At 54.8% G+C, this 18,952-nt stretch carries 19 protein-coding genes and 1 riboswitch; of the genes, 12 read left to right on the forward strand and 7 right to left on the reverse strand.

Translation table 11 applies throughout. From position 1 onward, the window contains the following. Positions 1 to 137 precede the first annotated feature (137 nt). Complete coding sequence (gene bacA / locus OGW13_RS15065) at positions 138 to 959, forward strand: undecaprenyl-diphosphate phosphatase (RefSeq protein WP_042998185.1); 822 nt, start codon at positions 138 to 140, stop codon at positions 957 to 959. 47 nt (positions 960 to 1,006) lie between these two features. On the opposite strand, the gene OGW13_RS15070 is transcribed toward bacA, so the two are convergent. Together OGW13_RS15070 and OGW13_RS15075 are read right to left on the reverse strand one after the other, a co-directional pair. Next, positions 1,007 to 2,248 carry a multifunctional CCA addition/repair protein gene (locus OGW13_RS15070; RefSeq protein WP_044265588.1) on the reverse strand — a complete coding sequence of 414 codons (1,242 nt, stop codon included), beginning with the start codon at positions 2,246 to 2,248 and terminating at the stop codon, positions 1,007 to 1,009. A 65-nt stretch (positions 2,249 to 2,313) separates the two neighbouring features. Next, positions 2,314 to 2,934 (reverse strand): TIGR04211 family SH3 domain-containing protein, encoded by a 621-nt coding sequence (locus OGW13_RS15075; protein WP_042998183.1) that lies wholly within the window; start codon positions 2,932 to 2,934, stop codon positions 2,314 to 2,316. A gap of 241 nt (positions 2,935 to 3,175) precedes the next feature. On the opposite strand from OGW13_RS15075, the gene OGW13_RS15080 reads away from it, so the two are divergent. From OGW13_RS15080 to glgS, 4 genes are all read left to right on the forward strand, one after another. Continuing rightward, positions 3,176 to 4,477: a CYTH domain-containing protein gene (locus tag OGW13_RS15080; protein WP_054177132.1), complete on the forward strand. Its 1,302-nt coding sequence runs from the start codon at positions 3,176 to 3,178 to the stop codon at positions 4,475 to 4,477. A 107-nt stretch (positions 4,478 to 4,584) separates the two neighbouring features. Then, positions 4,585 to 7,413, forward strand: coding sequence for a bifunctional [glutamate--ammonia ligase]-adenylyl-L-tyrosine phosphorylase/[glutamate--ammonia-ligase] adenylyltransferase (gene glnE / locus OGW13_RS15085; RefSeq protein ID WP_287116253.1), 2,829 nt, complete (start codon positions 4,585 to 4,587; stop codon positions 7,411 to 7,413). A gap of 47 nt (positions 7,414 to 7,460) precedes the next feature. Further along, the gene (hldE, locus tag OGW13_RS15090; RefSeq protein WP_042998180.1) at positions 7,461 to 8,894 is read left to right on the forward strand and encodes a bifunctional D-glycero-beta-D-manno-heptose-7-phosphate kinase/D-glycero-beta-D-manno-heptose 1-phosphate adenylyltransferase HldE; all 1,434 of its coding nucleotides are present in this window, start codon (positions 7,461 to 7,463) and stop codon (positions 8,892 to 8,894) included. 164 nt (positions 8,895 to 9,058) lie between these two features. Then, positions 9,059 to 9,265 carry a cell surface composition regulator GlgS gene (gene glgS, locus OGW13_RS15095; RefSeq protein ID WP_080343280.1) on the forward strand — a complete coding sequence of 69 codons (207 nt, stop codon included), beginning with the start codon at positions 9,059 to 9,061 and terminating at the stop codon, positions 9,263 to 9,265. Between the two features lie 33 nt (positions 9,266 to 9,298). Here the strand turns inward: glgS and ubiK are convergent, their stop codons facing one another. Further along, on the reverse strand, positions 9,299 to 9,595 hold the full coding sequence (gene ubiK, locus OGW13_RS15100; protein ID WP_042998179.1) for a ubiquinone biosynthesis accessory factor UbiK: 297 nt from the start codon (positions 9,593 to 9,595) through the stop codon (positions 9,299 to 9,301). 132 nt (positions 9,596 to 9,727) lie between these two features. Beyond that, a riboswitch (FMN riboswitch) is annotated at positions 9,728 to 9,877 on the forward strand. A 105-nt stretch (positions 9,878 to 9,982) separates the two neighbouring features. On the opposite strand from ubiK, the gene ribB reads away from it, so the two are divergent. Together ribB and OGW13_RS15110 are read left to right on the forward strand one after the other, a co-directional pair. Next, positions 9,983 to 10,636, forward strand: a complete 654-nt coding sequence (gene ribB / locus OGW13_RS15105; RefSeq protein WP_061076268.1) for a 3,4-dihydroxy-2-butanone-4-phosphate synthase — start codon at positions 9,983 to 9,985, stop codon at positions 10,634 to 10,636. Between the two features lie 212 nt (positions 10,637 to 10,848). Next, on the forward strand, positions 10,849 to 11,025 hold the full coding sequence (locus OGW13_RS15110) for a hypothetical protein (protein WP_042998176.1): 177 nt from the start codon (positions 10,849 to 10,851) through the stop codon (positions 11,023 to 11,025). Positions 11,026 to 11,044: 19 nt separating this feature from the next. Here the strand turns inward: OGW13_RS15110 and zupT are convergent, their stop codons facing one another. After that, positions 11,045 to 11,818 carry a zinc transporter ZupT gene (zupT, locus tag OGW13_RS15115; protein WP_042998175.1) on the reverse strand — a complete coding sequence of 258 codons (774 nt, stop codon included), beginning with the start codon at positions 11,816 to 11,818 and terminating at the stop codon, positions 11,045 to 11,047. Between the two features lie 132 nt (positions 11,819 to 11,950). On the opposite strand from zupT, the gene ygiD reads away from it, so the two are divergent. Then, entirely contained in the window at positions 11,951 to 12,739 is a 789-nt protein-coding gene (gene ygiD / locus OGW13_RS15120; RefSeq protein WP_042998174.1) for a 4,5-DOPA-extradiol-dioxygenase, read from the forward strand. Positions 12,740 to 12,780: 41 nt separating this feature from the next. On the opposite strand, the gene OGW13_RS15125 is transcribed toward ygiD, so the two are convergent. From OGW13_RS15125 to tolC, 3 genes are all read right to left on the reverse strand, one after another. Then, a complete protein-coding gene (locus OGW13_RS15125) occupies positions 12,781 to 13,941 on the reverse strand; it encodes a glutathionylspermidine synthase family protein (RefSeq protein ID WP_042998173.1) in 1,161 nt (386 codons plus the stop codon). A gap of 5 nt (positions 13,942 to 13,946) precedes the next feature. Next, positions 13,947 to 14,612, reverse strand: a complete 666-nt coding sequence (locus OGW13_RS15130) for a DUF1190 family protein (RefSeq protein ID WP_042998172.1) — start codon at positions 14,610 to 14,612, stop codon at positions 13,947 to 13,949. A 149-nt stretch (positions 14,613 to 14,761) separates the two neighbouring features. Continuing rightward, on the reverse strand, positions 14,762 to 16,246 hold the full coding sequence (gene tolC / locus OGW13_RS15135; protein WP_042998171.1) for an outer membrane channel protein TolC: 1,485 nt from the start codon (positions 16,244 to 16,246) through the stop codon (positions 14,762 to 14,764). 204 nt (positions 16,247 to 16,450) lie between these two features. On the opposite strand from tolC, the gene nudF reads away from it, so the two are divergent. Genes nudF through yqiA form a run of 4 tightly spaced genes read left to right on the forward strand, consistent with a single transcriptional unit; the run spans position 16,451 to position 18,935 of the window. Beyond that, on the forward strand, positions 16,451 to 17,083 hold the full coding sequence (gene nudF, locus OGW13_RS15140; protein WP_042998170.1) for an ADP-ribose diphosphatase: 633 nt from the start codon (positions 16,451 to 16,453) through the stop codon (positions 17,081 to 17,083). Then, positions 17,080 to 17,502: a DUF1249 family protein gene (locus OGW13_RS15145; protein WP_042998169.1), complete on the forward strand. Its 423-nt coding sequence runs from the start codon at positions 17,080 to 17,082 to the stop codon at positions 17,500 to 17,502. The genes nudF and OGW13_RS15145 overlap by 4 nt, the downstream gene beginning before the upstream one ends. A 24-nt stretch (positions 17,503 to 17,526) precedes the next feature. Beyond that, positions 17,527 to 18,354: a 3',5'-cyclic-AMP phosphodiesterase gene (gene cpdA / locus OGW13_RS15150; RefSeq protein WP_042998168.1), complete on the forward strand. Its 828-nt coding sequence runs from the start codon at positions 17,527 to 17,529 to the stop codon at positions 18,352 to 18,354. After that, positions 18,354 to 18,935, forward strand: a complete 582-nt coding sequence (yqiA, locus tag OGW13_RS15155) for an esterase YqiA (protein ID WP_042998167.1) — start codon at positions 18,354 to 18,356, stop codon at positions 18,933 to 18,935. The genes cpdA and yqiA overlap by 1 nt, the downstream gene beginning before the upstream one ends. Positions 18,936 to 18,952: the final 17 nt, after the last annotated feature.

The raw sequence follows: 18,952 nt of genomic DNA on the forward strand, positions 1-18,952 counted from the left end.
TGTTAAACCAAACGGATATAAAAGAGTCCTATACCCGTCATACTTCAGGTTGCATGTGCGTTGGCTGCACGCAAATTATTGAGGGTATGAAGCTGGATCATTTTGCGCTGTAAATTTTTCTACTTAGGGGTTTATTGATGAGCGATATGCACTCGCTGCTGATTGCGGCAATTTTGGGTGTGGTCGAAGGATTGACGGAGTTTTTGCCAGTTTCCAGCACCGGACACATGATCATTGTGGGCCACCTGTTGGGATTTGAGGGTGATACGGCAAAGACGTTTGAAGTGGTGATCCAGTTGGGGTCCATTCTCGCGGTAGTGGTGATGTTCTGGCGGCGTCTGTTTGGCCTGATCGGTATTCACTTTGGTCGTCCGTTGCAGCGTGAAGGGGAAAGTAAAGGCCGTTTAACGCTGATCCACATTCTGTTGGGGATGATCCCGGCGGTGGTGTTGGGACTGGTCTTCCACGATACGATCAAATCGCTGTTTAACCCGGTTAATGTGATGTATGCGCTGGTGGTGGGCGGTTTACTGTTGATCGCTGCAGAGTGTCTGAAACCGAAAGAACCGCGCGCACCGGGTCTGGACGACATGACTTACCGTCAGGCATTCATGATTGGCTGCTTCCAGTGCCTGGCGTTGTGGCCGGGTTTCTCCCGTTCCGGGGCGACCATTTCCGGCGGGATGCTGATGGGTGTGAGCCGTTATGCCGCGTCTGAATTTTCGTTCCTGCTGGCCGTACCGATGATGATGGGGGCCACCGCATTGGATCTCTACAAAAGCTGGTCGTTTCTGACGGCGGCTGATATCCCCATGTTTGCCGTCGGTTTTGTCACCGCCTTCGTAGTTGCATTGGTTGCCATCAAAACCTTCCTGCAATTGATTAAGCGGATCTCCTTCATACCGTTCGCGATCTATCGTTTTATCGTCGCCGCGGCGGTCTACGTGGTGTTTTTCTGACCGACCTCTCATGCCGGATGAGCGCAGCGCCATCCGGCATTCACACCTTAATTGACCGCCTTCGGGAAGCGAGTCTCTTTCCAGCGGGCAAGCGCCGCAATCCGGCGTCGGGTCAACTCCTCGCGAATCTCAATACCTTTAAATCCGGCCTCGACAACGTCTTTGGTGGGCACCGATTGCGCCACTTTCCACGCTTCCCGCAGCAAACGCCCCTGCGGATAATCCGCGGCTTCAAATCCCGTCCGTCCGCGCACGTCAGCTTCGCTGGTGAGCGCAATTTGCTCCACGCGTTGCGGTTTGCGCCAGGCATCGATTGAATCAAACAGTTTCACGATGGTTTTAGGTTGCAGTATCGGGAAGGTATGGATGAGATCGTGGAACTCCGCCACCAGTTTGGCTAAATCACGGATTTCATTCGGGACGCGCAGGCGCTGGCATAACTGTTCGACCAGTCTGACGCCCGCCGGGCCGTGCCCGTGGTGACGCGGCCAGAGCTCCGGCGGAGTCAGGCCTTTGCCGAGGTCATGACACAGCGTGGCAAAACGCACGTCAACTTCCGGACTGAGCAGCGCCGCCATCGACAACGTCATCAGGGTATGAATCCCGGTATCGATTTCCGGATGCCACTTCGCTGGCGCAGGGACGCCAAACAGCGCATCAACCTCCGGGAACAACACGCGTAGCGCGCCACAGTCGCGTAAGACCTGGAAATAGACCTGCGGGTTACGCGTGGTTAACGCGTTCTCGGTCTCTTTCCACACGCGCTCTGCCGTCAGGTGTTCCAGTTCACCGGCGTGCGTCATTTCGCGCATCAGGGCCATGGTTTCGTCAGCAATGCGGAAGCTCAGATGCGCATAGCGGGCGGCAAAACGTGCCACCCGCAGGACGCGAAGCGGATCTTCATTAAAGGCTGGTGAAACATGGCGCAGCAGGCGTTGCTCCAGATCGCGCCGACCGTGATAGGGATCGACGATCTCACCGTCACCATCTTGCGCCAGGGCATTAATGGTCAGGTCACGGCGCTGGAGATCGTCTTCCAGCGTGACGTCCGGCGCGGCATAACAGGTGAATCCGGTATAGCCCGAGCCAGACTTACGCTCGGTACGCGCCAGGGCATACTCTTCGTGGGTTTGCGGATGGAGAAAAACAGGAAAATCGCGACCTACCTGCTGGTAGCCCGCGTCGAGCATTTGTTGCGGCGTGGCACCAACCACCACCCAATCTTTATCTTTAACCGGTAGCCCTAACAGCGTATCCCGAACCGCACCACCGACCAGATAAATCTTCACGCCACACCACCTCTCCAGGGAAATACAATCCCTTAATCATATGACAGTGTGGCGGAGAAGGCGATTTAGTTCATCCAGCGGTCTTTGCGTTTTCGGCTTGGGATCATGTGCGGCAGGATCAAACCGAGCAGCAGGCCAAGCCCCAGCACGCCGCCGCCATACATAAACCACTGCATGATGATGGTGCGTTGCTTATCATCAAGCTGCAAATTCGCGGCGCTGACCTTCTTCTGCGCCACAATCAGCTCGTTCTTCAGCTTCTGATTCTCTTCTTTCAGCCCATTGATCACGCTGTCGCTCTGCGACACTTTCTGCTGCATGTCAGCCGTGCGTTGATTCCAGGTGGTGTCAATATTGTTGAGCTTATCGGTCAGCGTTTTGACCTGATTTTCCAGATCCGGCACGCGGGTGCGCAGGCTGGGCGTGCTGTTCAGCTCTTTCATCGGGATCCAGGCCGTCCGCCCGGTGCTGTCTTTAACCTGCGCGTAGTTTGTGTTGGCGTCAGTTTGTAACAGTGTGACTTCTTCGCCCGCGTTGACCGTGCCAACGAGGCGATAATTATCCCCCGGACCACTGCGGACCCAGGTGTTCAGTTCATCAGAGACATAGCGCTTTTCTTCGGCGTGAGACACGGCAGTAGCGCTAAGTGCGAGTAACATAAATCCAATCAGGCGTAATTTTGGCATCAGGCTGTCGTTATTGTCATAGAAAGTGGAACGATAGTAGTGGTATCAGTGTCTCTACGCAAAGCATTCAACATCAATCGGAATCATCTGTGTCCGGTTTACCGCTACTTCAAAACTTTTACGCCCGTCAAATTGCTCGTTGCATGGCAATTTGGCGCAAAATACTATCTACTGACAAAAAAGATCACCGTAAGTTCGTCGTGATTCTCTCTTATGTGACATAACCGGTAAGTACAAGGCCATGGCTCAGGAAATTGAATTAAAATTTATCGTTAATCACGACGCCGTGAACGCGCTGCGTGACCATCTGAATACGCTCGGAGGCGAGCATCATGCACCCAGCCCGTTGTTGAATATTTACTACGAGACCGAGGATAAGTGGTTGCGTGGTCACGATATGGGGCTGCGTATTCGTGGGGAGAAAGGTCGCTATGAGATGACCCTAAAAATTGCCGGACGAGTGACCGGCGGTTTACACCAGCGACCGGAATACAATGTTCCCCTGAATGAGCCCACGCTGGATTTAACGCAATTTCCGCCGGAGGTGTGGCCCAACGGTGAGCTGCCTGCCGATCTCCTCTCCCGCGTGCAGCCGCTGTTCAGCACCGATTTTGAACGTGAAAAATGGCTGTTGACCGTGGATGGCAGCCAGATTGAAATCGCCCTCGATTTAGGCGAAGTGAAAGCAGGTGAACTGGCGGAGCCGATTTGCGAGCTGGAGCTTGAACTGCTGAGCGGCGACACCCGGGCGGTTCTGAAGCTGGCGAATCAGCTGGTGAACCAGGCGGGTCTGCGCCAGGGCAGCCTGAGTAAAGCGGCGCGTGGATATCATCTGGCGCAGGGGAATCCTCCACGCGAGATCAAACCGACTGCGGTGCTGAAAGCACCCGCGAAAGCCAGCGTGGAACACGGGCTGGAAGCCGCTCTGGAGCTGGCGCTGGCACAATGGCAGTACCACGAAGAACTCTGGGTTCGCGACAATAAGGCCGCGAAGGCGCATGTGCTGGCCGCGATGGGCCTGGTGCGTCACACCCTGATGCTGTTTGGCGGCATCGTTCCGCGTAAAGCGAGTGCTCACTTACGTGATCTGCTCACCCAGTCGGAAGCGACCATCGCTTCTGCGGTTTCTGCCGTGACGGCGGTGTATACCACCCAAACGGCGATGGCGAAACTGGCGCTGACTGAGTGGCTGGTGACCAAGGCCTGGCAGCCGTTTCTGGATGCAAAGGCGCAGGCCAAAATGGCGGATTCTTTCAAGCGCTTCGCCGATATCCATCTTTCGCGTACCGCCGCTGAGCTGAAAAGCGTTTTTGGACAACCGCTGGGTGACCAGTATCACGATCAGTTGCCGCGTTTACGCCGCGATATCGACACCGTTTTACTGCTGGCGGGGTATTACGATACGCCGGTGGTTCAGGCCTGGCTGGAGAACTGGCAAGGGCTGTATCACGCTATTGCCAACGGCCAACACATTGAAATTGAACATTTCCGCAATGAGGCGAACAACCAGCAACCGTTCTGGTTGCACAGCGGGAAACGATAACCGGAGTGCCTGATGGCGCTGCGCTTATCAGGCCTACGGATCGACATGTTTTGTAGACCGGATAAGGCGTAATGCCCACATCCGGCAACGTTACAAGGAACCTTTTAATGAAGCCGCTTTCGTCACCGTTACAGCAGTACTGGCAAACCATTGCAGAGCAGTTACCTGAATCCGTATCTGGCGTACAAGCGAAGTCAGTACTTACATTCAGTGATTTTGTGCGGGACAGCATCATTGCGCATCCTCACTGGCTGACGGAACTGGAAAGCGCGCCGCCGCAGGCCGATGAATGGCAACAGTACGGCGAATGGTTACAGGCGGCGCTGGCAACGGTGAACGATGAAGCGGCGCTGATGCATGAGCTGCGTCTGTTTCGCCGCCGCGTGATGGTGCGCATTGCCTGGGCGCAGGCGCTGTCGCTGGTGGACGATACCGACATTCTGCAACAGTTAAGCCATCTGGCCGAAACGCTGATCGTCAGCGCGCGCGACTGGCTGTACGACGCCTGCTGTCGGGAATGGGGAACGCCGTGCAGTCAGGACGGTATTCCACAGCCGCTGCTGATTTTGGGCATGGGCAAACTGGGCGGCGGTGAGCTGAATTTTTCTTCGGACATCGATCTGATCTTTGCCTGGCCTGAGCACGGCTCTACCCAGGGGGGACGCCGCGAACTCGATAACGCGCAGTTTTTTACACGCATGGGGCAGCGGCTGATCAAGGTTCTGGATCAGCCTACCCAGGATGGTTTTGTCTATCGGGTGGACATGCGGCTGCGTCCGTTTGGCGACAGCGGCCCGCTGGTGCTGAGTTTTGCGGCGCTGGAAGATTATTACCAGGAGCAAGGGCGCGACTGGGAGCGCTACGCGATGGTCAAGGCGCGGATCATGGGCGATACCGACGGTCGTTATGTCGATGAACTGCGCGCCATGCTGCGCCCATTCGTCTTCCGCCGTTATATCGACTTCAGTGTGATCCAGTCGTTGCGCAATATGAAGGGGATGATTGCCCGTGAAGTTCGTCGCCGGGGGCTGAAAGATAACATCAAGCTCGGCGCGGGCGGCATTCGCGAAATCGAATTTATTGTGCAGGTATTTCAGTTGATTCGCGGCGGGCGTGAGCCGTCGCTGCAATCGCGTTCACTGCTGCCGACGTTAAGCGCGATCGCCGCACTGCATTTGCTGCCGGAAAACGATGCCGAACAGTTGCGACTGGCCTACCTCTTCCTGCGTCGACTGGAAAACCTGCTGCAAAGCATTAACGATGAACAGACGCAGACGCTGCCGGGCGATGAACTTAACCGGGCGCGGCTGGCCTGGGGAATGAATGCGGATAACTGGTCGCAGCTGATGGAAACGCTGGAAGGGCACATGGCGAACGTTCGGCGCGTGTTTAACGAGCTGATAGGCGATGACGAAACTGACACGCAGGAAGATGCGCTCTCGGAACAGTGGCGCGAACTGTGGCAGGATGCCTTGCAGGAAGATGACACGCCGCCGGTGCTGTCGCATCTTACGGATGACGATCGCCAGCGCGTGCTGGCGTTGATTGCCGATTTCCGTAAAGAACTGGATAAACGCACGATAGGCCCGCGCGGTCGCCAGGTGCTCGACCACCTGATGCCGCACCTGCTGAGTGATGTCTGCACGCGCCAGGACGCGTCTCTCCCGCTGTCGCGCATTACGCCGCTGCTGGTGGGGATTGTCACCCGCACCACCTATCTGGAGCTGCTGAGTGAATTCCCCGGCGCACTGAAGCATCTGATTTCGCTCTGCGCAGCGTCGCCGATGGTCGCCAGTCAGTTGGCGCGCTATCCGCTGCTGCTCGATGAACTGCTCGATCCGAATACGCTCTATCAGCCGACGGCGACCGACGCGTATCGTGATGAGTTACGTCAGTATTTACTGCGCGTCCCGGAAGATGATGAAGAACAACAGCTGGAAGCCCTGCGGCAGTTCAAGCAAACGCAACTGCTGCGTATTGCCGCCGCGGATATTGCCGGTACGCTGCCGGTGATGAAAGTCAGCGACCACCTGACCTGGCTGGCGGAGGCGATGATTGACGCCGTTGTGCAACAAGCGTGGCTGCAAATGGTGGCGCGCTACGGCCAGCCGACCCATCTTACCGAGCGGGAAGGGCGCGGTTTTGCGGTGGTGGGCTACGGCAAGCTGGGCGGTTGGGAATTGGGCTACAGCTCCGATCTCGATTTGATCTTCCTGCATGACTGCCCCATTGACGTGATGACCGACGGCGAGCGGGAAATTGACGGGCGGCAGTTCTATCTGCGGCTGGCGCAGCGCATTATGCATCTGTTCAGCACCCGCACCTCCTCGGGCATCCTGTATGAAGTAGATGCCCGGTTGCGTCCGTCAGGGGCGGCGGGGATGCTGGTGACTTCCACAGAGTCCTTTGCGGATTATCAGAAAAATGAGGCCTGGACGTGGGAGCATCAGGCGCTGGTGCGCGCACGAGTGGTTTACGGCGACCCGCAACTGACCTCGCAGTTTGATTCGGTGCGTCGCGATATTATGACGCAGCCTCGCGATGGCAAAACGTTGCAGAACGAGGTGCGCGAAATGCGTGAAAAAATGCGCGCGCATCTGGGCAATAAACATCGCGATCGCTTTGATATTAAAGCTGATGAAGGCGGTATTACGGATATCGAATTTATCACGCAATATCTGGTGCTACGTTATGCCCATGACAAACCCAAACTGACCCGCTGGTCGGATAATGTGCGCATTCTGGAACTGTTAGCGCAAAACGACATTATGGACGAGCAGGAGGCGATGGCGTTGACCCACGCCTACACCACGCTGCGCGATGAGTTACATCACCTTGCCTTACAGGAGCTGCCAGGCCATGTGGCGCAAACGTGTTTTGAGGCGGAACGTACGCTGGTGCGGGCAAGCTGGCAGAAGTGGCTGGTTGAAGAATGAAGTGTGCTATTATCGCGCGCAAATTTTGAATCTCTCAGGAGACAGGAATGAAAGTAACGCTGCCAGAGTTTGAACGTGCAGGAGTCTTGGTTGTCGGTGATGTGATGCTGGATCGCTACTGGTACGGGCCCACCAGCCGTATTTCACCTGAAGCGCCGGTACCGGTGGTGAAAGTCGATACCATCGAAGAACGTCCGGGCGGTGCGGCGAACGTGGCGATGAACATTGCCTCTCTGGGCGCAAATTCGCGCCTGGTCGGACTGACCGGTATTGACGATGCCGCGCGCGCGCTCAGCAAAACGCTGGCGGACGTGAACGTGAAATGCGACTTTGTTTCTGTCCCGACCCATCCTACTATCACCAAACTGCGCGTGCTTTCACGCAACCAGCAACTGATTCGTCTCGACTTCGAAGAAGGTTTTGAAGGTGTGGATCCGCAGCCGCTGCATGAGCGTATCAACCAGGCGCTGAGCTCGATTGGGGCGCTGGTGCTGTCTGACTATGCGAAAGGCGCGCTGGCCAGCGTTCAGCAGATGATCGCGCTGGCGCGTAAAGCCGGAGTGCCGGTGCTGATCGATCCGAAAGGGACTGATTTTGCCCGCTATCGCGGCGCGACGCTACTGACGCCAAACCTCTCTGAGTTCGAAGCGGTGGCAGGAAAATGCAAAAGCGAAGAAGAAATTGTTGAACGTGGCATGAAGCTGATTGCCGATTTCGAGCTTTCCGCGCTACTGGTCACCCGCTCCGAGCAAGGGATGACACTGCTGCAACCGGGCAAAGCCCCGCTGCATATGCCGACGCAGGCGCAGGAAGTGTATGACGTGACCGGTGCGGGCGACACGGTTATTGGTGTGCTGGCGGCGACGCTGGCTGCCGGTAATTCGCTGGAAGAAGCCTGCTTCTTCGCCAATGCGGCGGCGGGTGTGGTGGTCGGTAAGCTGGGGACCTCCACTGTGTCTCCTATTGAACTGGAAAACGCGGTACGCGGCCGTGCGGAAACCGGCTTTGGCGTGATGACAGAAGACGAGCTGAAGCAGGCCGTTGCCAGTGCCCGTAAGCGTGGTGAGAAAGTCGTCATGACCAACGGGGTGTTTGACATTCTGCACGCCGGTCACGTCTCCTATCTCGCAAACGCACGTAAGCTGGGCGATCGCTTAATTGTCGCGGTCAACAGCGATGCATCGACGAAACGGCTGAAAGGGGAAACGCGCCCGGTGAATCCGCTCGAACAGCGGATGATCGTGCTGGCCGCGCTGGAAGCCGTTGACTGGGTGGTCTCCTTTGAAGAAGATACGCCGCAGCGCCTGATTGCAGGCGTATTACCGGATCTGTTGGTGAAAGGTGGTGACTATAAGCCAGAAGAGATTGCCGGTAGTGAAGAGGTGTGGGCCAACGGCGGCGAAGTGCTGGTGCTCAACTTTGAAGACGGTTGCTCCACCACCAATATCATCAAAAAAATTCAGAAAGACAGCGATAAATAACCACTGGCGGTGATGTCTGGAAATCGGGCATCACCCGTGTTCCCAAAGTGTGACATCAGGCAACTGATTTGCGCACAATATGTACAAACCTGCTACGCCTCCCGGTAAATACTGGTATCAGAAAAAAGCATATGACCTTAACAGAGATTCACCGACTGGAGGATATGCTAATGAACAACAGTGTTTATTCGATGAACAATTTCGATTTCCTGGCGCGGAGCTTTGCCAGAATGCAGGCTGAAGGTCGCCCTGTTGATATCCAGGCGGTTACCGGCAATATGGATGAAGAGCACCGCAGCTGGTTTTGCAAACGCTACGCGCACTACTGCCAGCAGGCAATGAACGCCAGAAAGTTAGAAGTGGAACATTGATATGTCAACGGGCCTTGCGGCCCGTTGCTGTTTTTACGCTTGCGGTTCTACTGGTGGGATGGCGGGCGCAGGTTTGACTTCTTCAATGGCCTGACGCGCTTCCAGCTCGCTCAAACGTTGCTCCAGCAGCGCCAGCTTTTCACGGGTGCGTAGCAGTACCTGGGTCTGAACATCAAACTCTTCGCGGCTCACCAGATCGAGACGCGTCAGCTGAGATTGCAGCGTTTGACGGATTTTCTTCTCGACATCTTCCCCGAACTCCCGGATCCCTTTCGGCATCGACTCGTGAACTTGGCGAGCGATCTGCTCAATTTTTTTCGGGTCAATCATAGTGGTTTCCCTGAACTGGTAAGTGTTAACGCTCATTGTAGTGCGATCTGCGTAAGGCATAAACCAGAATTGTGTGATGTTAATGCGGGTAAAGGCGTTGATGAAGGTAATCAATAGCGTTATAGTTAATCCGCTTATTCTCAGGGCGGGGCGAAATTCCCCACCGGCGGTAAATCAACTCAGGTTGAAAGCCCGCGAGCGCTTTGGGTGCAAACCTAAAGGTCAGCAGATCCGGTGTAATTCCGGGGCCGACGGTTAGAGTCCGGATGGGAGAGAGTAACGATCCAGTCGGGCATGGACCCGCTCACGTTATTTTTTTGCCGCTTGTCGGTACTCCTAAGACTGCCCTGATTCTGGTAACCATAATTTTAGTGAGGTTTTTTTACCATGAATCAGACGCTACTTTCCTCTTTTGGTACGCCTTTTGAACGTGTCGAACACGCTCTGTCTGCGCTGCGCGAAGGCCGCGGTGTGATGGTGCTGGATGACGAAGATCGTGAAAACGAAGGCGATATGATTTTCCCGGCAGAAACCATGACCGTTGAGCAGATGGCGCTGACCATCCGTCACGGTAGCGGTATTGTTTGCCTGTGCATCACCGAAGATCGTCGTAAACAACTCGATCTACCGATGATGGTGGAAAATAACACCAGCGCTTATGGCACCGGTTTTACCGTGACCATTGAGGCTGCGACAGGGGTCACGACCGGTGTTTCTGCTGCCGATCGCGTAACCACCGTTCGCGCGGCAATTGCCGATGGCGCAAAACCTTCCGATCTGAACCGTCCGGGACACGTTTTCCCATTGCGCGCTCAACCGGGCGGCGTATTAACCCGCGGTGGCCACACCGAAGCGACCATCGATCTGGTGACGCTGGCGGGCTTCAAACCGGCGGGTGTCCTGTGTGAACTGACCAATGATGATGGCAGCATGGCGCGTGCGCCGGAGTGCATCGACTTTGCAGGCAAACACAATATGGCTGTTGTGACGATCGAAGACCTGGTGGCTTACCGACAGGCGCACGAACGTAAAGCCAGCTAACTCTGCCTTGCCGGATAGTGGTGCAAGCACCTTATCCGGCAAATTTCGCTTTTTCAAACATCCTGTCGGTTAATAAACATCCAATCTTTTTCTCTATGATCGAAATCATCTTTTCGATTTCATACTATGCCAGTATATAATCCTACCTACTTATAGGTATGTTAAATTTTAACGCTAAATATCTGTTAATGTTAAATTTTAAGGGTAAAAGGATGTTTATTGCCTGGTACTGGATTGTATTAATTGTTCTGGTGGTCGTGGGATATGTTTGCCACATGAAACGCTACTGTAAGGCGTTTCGGCAGGATCGTGATGCGCTAATGGAAATCCGCAATAAATTACTTCGTCGTGATGATGAAGAACGCGTCATGACTAAAGAGCAGGAATAACCGCTTCCTGCCCTCTCTGTTACCCGATCCCCATCGTCTGAAGTATGACCAGACTCAGCCCCATCACCGACATTCCGCACAGAACGCCATAGCTGGGGTTGTTGTTGGGATCGATCTCTTTTGCCAGCGGCATCAGTTCATCCACCGACAGCGCAACCATAATGCCGGCGACTGCGGCCATAATCGCCGCCATAACGACAGGTGACACCAGGCTACCAAGAATTAGCCACGCCAGCACACCGCCCAATATTTCTGCCATCCCGGAAATGCCCGCCCAGAAAATCGCGGTTCGTTTAGAACCGGTGGCCGCATAGACCGGCCCGGCGACTGCCAGACCTTCCGGAATATTATGCAGGGCAACCGCCAGCGCGACGCCGAATCCTAACTCCAGGTTACTGCTGGCGGTGACGTAGGTGGCAATTCCTTCCGGGAAGTTGTGCAGACTGATCCCCAGCGTCAGCAGGATGGCGGTACGTTTAATCGAGCCAGGAATCGGCTGCGTTCTTTTTTGCATCAGATCCTGCGGGTGGGCATGTGGAAGCAGACGATCCAAACCAAAATAACCCAGCAGGCCGATGATAAACATGCCGTAGCCCAGAACTGGCGGCATTCCCTTTGTACCCAGCGCGGCGGGCAGCATCTCCATCAAAGAGATCAGCAGCATGATCCCGGCGGCAAATCCGAGCGAAAACGCCAGCAGGCGATTAGAGGGCTTTTGCCCCAGTACGCCAAGAAACGCGCCAATGAACGTGGCGGCCCCCGCCAGTAAGGTCAGAATTAAAGGTACTGACATCAATGACTCCTTATACATCTCGCTGACCTTCAAAATAACTGATGATCATCATCATGGTTATCAGAGTTCTTCATTCATCGAAAGAGGGTATTGTAAGACCATCAAAATGACTCCCTGAGTAAGGATATCATCATGTCTTCAATTCGTATGCCAGCATTGTTTTTGGGACACGGCAGTCCGATGAACGTTCTGGAAGATAACCTGTATACCCGCGCCTGGCAGCAGCTTGGGGAGACACTGCCGCGTCCGAAAGCGATTGTGGTGGTGTCTGCCCACTGGTACACCCGAGGTACCGGCGTCACCGCGATGGAAGCGCCTAAGACCATTCATGATTTCGGCGGTTTCCCGCAGGCGTTGTACGACACGCATTACCCGGCGCCCGGCTCACCTGAACTGGCGCAGCACCTGGTTGATTTGCTTGCACCGGTGCCGGTTGCGCTCGACAAAGAAGCCTGGGGCTTTGACCACGGTTCCTGGGGTGTGCTGATAAAGATGTACCCGAATGCCGATATCCCCATGGTGCAGTTGAGCATTGATAGCACCAAACCGGCGGCCTGGCATTTTGAAATCGGGCGTAAACTGGCGGCGCTGCGTGATGAAGGCATCATGCTGGTGGCCAGCGGCAACGTAGTGCATAACCTGCGCACGGCGCGCTGGCACGGCGATAATAACCCGTATCCGTGGGCGACATCGTTCAATGATTTTGTCAAAGCGAACCTGAGCTGGCAGGGACCGGTTGAGCAGCATCCGTTGGTCAATTATCTCGATCATGAAGGCGGCTCACTGTCGAACCCGACACCGGATCACTATCTGCCGCTGCTGTATGTGCTGGGCGCATGGGATGGTAAAGAACCGATGACGATCCCGGTTGATGGTATCGAGATGGGCAGCCTGAGTATGCTGTCGGTACAGGTGGGATGATTAATGCCGGGTAAGGCGGAGTCGCCACCCGGCGTTCTCAATTACTCGACAAAAATATGCGGGTAGAAGCGGGACAGATCCTGAGTGATCAGCGCTCTGTCTTCGCGAATACCGATCCCGGCAGGCTGATCGTTGATCAACCAGCTACCGATCAGCATATAACTGTCGCCAAATTTCGGCAGTTGATGAAACTGCTGTACGATCATGCCTTCTTCACCGTACGGTCCTTCCACTGCTTCGATTGTTTTACCGTTCTCGATAATGGAGACGTTTGCGCCTTCACGCGAGAAGATCGGTTTCACGACGAATTTTTCCATCTGCGGATAATCGTCTTCGGCGAAATAAGCGGGAAGCAGGTTCGGATGGTTCGGGAACATTTCCCACAGCAGCGGCAACAGCGCCTTGTTGGAGATAATGCTTTTCCAGGCCGGCTCCAGCCAGCGCACGCCAGCGTCTTCCAGCTTAGTGGAAAACATCTCGCGCAGCATAAACTCCCACGGATAGAGTTTGAACAGGTTGGCTATCACCTGATCCTGTAAATCCGTGAACTGACCTTTTTCACCCAGCCCAATATCTTCAATATAGAGGAATTCAGTGGCGATCTCCGCTTCCGCTGCACAATCCTGCAGATACTGAATGGTGCCGCGATCTTCAACCGTATCACGACAGCAGGTCAGATGCAGAAGCTGGAAGCCGTACTGCTCACGCAGCTCGGCGAAGCGCTCGATGAGCTTTTCCTGCAGGCTGTTAAACTGGTCGCTGCCTTCCGGCAGATTGCCCGCATTGATCTGATCTTCAAGCCAGATCCACTGGAAAAACGCCGCTTCGTACAGCGAGGTCGGAGTATCGGCGTTGTTCTCCAGCAGCTTCGGTTCGCCAGAGCCATCCCACGCCAGATCAAGACGCGAGTAGAGCGACGGCTGGTTTGTCTGCCAGGACTGACGAACAAAGCCCCAGGTGTGCTTAGGAATACGGAATTTGGTCATTAGTTCGTCGCTGGCGATCACTTTCTCGACCACCTTGAGACACATCTGGTGCAGCTCAGCGGTCACATCTTCCAGCTTTTCAACCTGGGCCAGCGTGAGTTTGTAATAGGCATCTTCACACCAGTACGGTTCGCCGTACATGGTGTGAAAATTAAAACCGTATTCCGTGGCTTTATCGCGCCAGTCCGGGCGTTCGGTAATACTGACTCTTTCCATGCGTATCAGCCACCCATTGAACGCGTGGAGGTGCCGCTTGCGCTACGCTGCATGGCGCTCTGTTTGGCTACAGATTCACCGAAGCCGCCGCGCGTTACGGTAGAGGTGGTTGCCGGTTTCGGCGCCATGGCGGTTTTAGGAACCGTCATCGTACGACCAGGCTGTGCGGCGCCGTAGTTTTTACCACCCGCATCGGTGTATTTACCGTAAGCCGGGCTGGCCGGGTTTTTCGAGCTGAACAGCGGTTGCTGCGCAAAGCCCGCGCCGCCGCCCATCATGCGGCCCATCATATAACCCGCCATCAGCGGCATCCAGAAACTGCCGCTGGACTGCTGTGCCTGCGCTTCTGGCGCCATGCCTGCCTGAGCAGGGGCTTGCTGACACTGGCCTTCACCGAACTCAGCGATACAATCTTCGCGAGTGGCATATTTTGGCGCGGTACGTTCCGCTTCTTTCAGCGCATTGTTGTATGTGGTGGTACATTCTGCACTTTTACCCGGATTGGCTGCCGAGCAGTCATCCGCATTCTGATACAGCGATACGGTTTCATCGCTTTTCTCACAGCCCGCCAGCATAAACACAGCGGTAACGGCTAACGCCACAGGCGTCAGATGGCGTGCGCTCCAGCTTTTGCGGAACGAGGCGTGATGGATGGATTTTGTCCGTTTCATTTTCGTCTTTCCTGGACCCAGTGGTTATTACTGCTCAGGATAGAGGATGAGTGGTTGAAAATGAAGCGAGAAGAGGCGGGAATGCGGAACAATGGCGGGATCTTTACGTTGCCTTACGTTCAGACGGGGCCGCAGCCCCGTCATCGCGTTTAATTACGGAACGGATTTTTACCGTTGCTGCTGGAAGAACGTACCGACGCCGGTTGCGTGGCGGGCGCTGTCGCGTTGGCGGCATAGCCGTCAGCGTTCGCGTCCATCTGCGGGGTTTCCGGCGCGACGTGTTCCGGCGAGGTGGAGATCGGTTTGCCCAACGTGTTGTTCAGCGCCACCAGATCCTGCTCGTTCAACGTACCCAGCGCTGACTTGATATTCAGCTGGTTGATCAGGTAGTTATAACGCGCATTCGCCAGTTGCTGCTTGGCGTTGTACAGCGTGGTGGTCGCATCCAATACATCAACGATAGTACGTGTACCCACGGAGTAGCCTGCTTCCATCGCGTCTAATGAGCTCTGGGCGGAAACCACCGCTTGTTTGTACGCGTTAATGCTGCTGATTGACGCATTGATATTGTTGAAGGAAGAACGTACGGTCTGCACTACGCTACGGTGGGCACTTTCCAGTTGCTCACTGGCGCCAACAAAGTTGTATTGCGCCTGTTTCACCTGCGAGTTCACCATCCCGCCCTGATAAATCGGCAGCGAGAAGCTCAGGCCGACTTTGTTCTGGCCCATGTTGCTGTCGTCATACTGGGAGCCTACCGCGCTGCCGCGGGTTTTCGAACCACTGTAGGAGGTATCAGATACGCCGGTAGAGGCAGTTAAGTCCAGCGTTGGCAGGTGACCATCCTGCGCCTGGCGAATCTGCTCACGTGCCAGATCCTGGCTCAGACGCGCCTGTAACAACGTCAGGTTGCGGTTTTCGGCTTCTTTCAGCAGGGCGTTCACCGCCTGCGGCTTGTCGGTTTTGAAGCTGTCAACGTTCAGCGATGCCAGCTCCGGGTAGTAGTTGCCGGTAACCTGACGCAGTTCTTCAACCGCATTGTCGAGATCGTTACGGGCGGTCACTTCGTTGGCCAGCACGGTATCGTATTGCGAACGGGCGTTTTGCACGTCAGTGATGGCCACCAGACCCACGTTGAAACGCTGGGTGGTTTGATCCAACTGACGATAAATCGCCTCTTTCTGCGCCTGGGTGTAAGAGAGAACGTCAATGGCGTTCAGCACTTTAAAATAGGCGCTCGCGGTGTTGAGGATCAGCGTCTGCTGGTCCGTCTGGAAAGTCACGTCCTGAATACCCGCCGATTTTTCCTGCAGGGTCAGCGCACGCCATTTCGACATATCGAAAAGGGTCTGCGTTAATTGCAAGGACGCGCTGGTGGCATTTGAGTTCACGCCGTTAGCATCGCGGTAGCCGTTGCTGTAGGTGTAATCGGCACCTAAGCCCAGTTGAGGCAGTAAAGGACTACGTGCTTCGTTGATTTTTTCGAATGCAGCATCGCGATCGGCGGCGGATTTACGCAATTCCGGGTTGCTCAGGCGTGCTTGCTGATAAACTTGCATCAGGTTCTCTGCCTGGCTCAGTGTGCTGAACCCCGACAGGCTCAGGCCGATAAGGATGGGGAGCAATTTCTTCATTTGCATTCCTTGTTGTGAAGCAGTATTTAGCGCTGATCAAATTTTAAAAATAATTGCTGATTCTAGCAGAATCCGCCACCGCAAAAAGTTGGCGTTCTGTGCCATCAGGCGTTAATTTGCACCAATTTACCACAAGGTCGATGAAACGGCAGTCAAACGCCCTTGAAATTCACATTTAAATCACTATTGGTACAGGACGGCACAATGCGCAAATCAGGCAACTCGCCAGTAACTTTCGCCAAAAACGATGTAGAAATTATTGCACGAGAAACGCTATATCGCGGTTTTTTTTCGCTGGATCTTTATCGCTTTCGCCACCGTTTGTTCAACGGTGAAATGAGCCAGGAAGTGCGTAGAGAAATTTTTGAGCGCGGCCATGCGGCAGTCTTGCTACCCTTTGACCCTGAGCGGGATGAAGTGGTGTTAGTTGAGCAGGTGCGCATCGCGGCCTATGACACCAGTGAAACGCCGTGGCTACTGGAAATGGTGGCCGGGATGATCGAAGAGGGTGAAAGCGTTGAGGATGTGGCCCGCCGTGAAGCGATGGAAGAGGCCGGCATTGAGGTAAAACGGACGAAACCGGTGCTCAGTTTTCTGGCAAGCCCTGGCGGCACCAGTGAGCGCTCGTCAATTATGGTGGGTGAAGTGGACGCCACGACCGCAAACGGGATTCACGGTCTGGCTGATGAAAACGAAGACATTCGGGTTCATGTGGTAAGCCGGGAGCAGGCTTACCGTTGGGTAGAAGAGGGGAAAATTGATAACGCGGCTTCGGTCATCGCCCTGCAATGGCTGCAACTGCACTATAAAGAGCTAATAAACGAGTGGAAAAAATGAAGCGCTATACACCTGACTTCCCTGAAATGATGCGTCTTTGCGAAACGAACTTTTCGCAACTGCGACGTCTGCTGCCGCGTAATGATGCGCCTGGCGAAACGGTGAGTTACCAGGTGGGCAACGCACAATATCGGATTACGATCGTTGAATCGACCCGATACACCACGCTGGTGACCATCGAGCAGACGGCGCCGACCATCACCTACTGGAGCCTGCCGTCACTGACTGTACGGCTCTACCATGACGCAATGGTCGCCGAAGTGTGTTCAAGTCAGCAGATCTTTCGCTTCAAAGCACGGTATGATTATCCAAATAAAAAGTTGCATCAACGCGACGAAAAGCATCAAATTAATCAGTTTCTGGCCGATTGGCTGCGATACTGCTTAGCACATGGAGCGATGGCGATTCCGGTTTACTAGCGTCGTGAAACCTAAGGACACCATTTGGAAAGCCTGTTAAACCTTTCTCTGGCTGGTGAGGCCAGGGTCAGGATCTTACAAATTACTGATACTCACCTGTTTGCCGAAAAGCACGAAACGCTATTGGGCGTAAACACCTGGGAAAGCTACCAGGCCGTGTTGGATGCCATTCATGCCGAGGGGCAGGAATACGATCTGATCGTGGCGACAGGTGATTTAGCTCAGGATCAAACCGCTGCGGCTTATCAGCATTTTGCTGAAGGCATCGCAAGCTTTCGTGCGCCTTGCGTTTGGTTGCCCGGTAATCATGACTTCCAGCCTGCGATGTATAGCGCATTACAAGAGGCGGGGATCTCCCCTGCAAAATGCGTCATGGTTGGCGAGCAGTGGCAAATTCTGCTGCTGGACAGTCAGGTCTTCGGCGTACCTCACGGTGAACTGAGCGAATTTCAGCTCGAGTGGCTGGAGCGTAAACTTGCTGCGGCCCCTGAGCGTCACACTCTGTTGCTTCTGCATCATCACCCCATGCCTGCGGGATGCAGTTGGCTGGATCAACACAGCCTGCGTAACGCGGCGGAACTGGACAACGTGCTGGTGAATTATCCGCGCGTGAAATATCTGCTTTGCGGGCATATTCATCAGGAACTGGATCTCGACTGGAATGGCCGCCGTCTGCTGGCGACGCCCTCCACCTGCGTTCAGTTCAAACCCCATTGTGCGAACTTTACCCTTGATAGCATCGGCCCTGGCTGGCGTACGCTGGAGCTGTTTGCCGACGGTACGTTGAAAACAGACGTCTGTCGTTTGCAAGGGACTGAGTTCCGACCTGATACCGCTTCTGAAGGCTACTGATGTCTACGCTTCTTTACCTGCACGGCTTCAATAGCTCGCCCCGTTCGGCGAAGGCCTGCCTGCTGAAAAACTGGCTGCACGAACACTATCCTCATGTCGAGATGGTTGTGCCGCAGCTGCCGCCGTATCCGGCCGATGCCGCAGAGATGCTGGAGTCTATCGTACTGGAGCATGGCGGCGAGGCGCTGGGCGTGGTGGGATCATCATTAGGCGGTTATTACGCCACCTGGCTGTCACAGTGCTTTATGCTGCCCGCGGTTGTCGTCAACCCGGCTGTCCGGCCATTTGAACTGTTGACTGACTACCTCGGTCAGAACGAGAACCCCTACACGGGGCAGCAATATGTGCTAGAGTCACGCCATATTTACGATCTTAAAGTCATGCAGATCGACCCGCTGGAAGCGTCGGATTTAATCTGGCTGCTGCAACAGACGGGAGATGAAGTGCTGGACTACCGCCAGGCAGTGGCGTATTACGCCTCATGCCGCCAGACTGTTATTGAAGGTGGAAACCATGCATTCACGGGCTTCGAAGATTATTTCAACCCGATTGTCGATTTCCTTGGACTGCACAGTTGCTGACAATCATTTCGAATTGC

This window comes from Citrobacter sp. Ca225 (genome assembly GCF_030337175.1).
GTDB classification, from domain to species: domain Bacteria; phylum Pseudomonadota; class Gammaproteobacteria; order Enterobacterales; family Enterobacteriaceae; genus Citrobacter_A; species Citrobacter_A amalonaticus.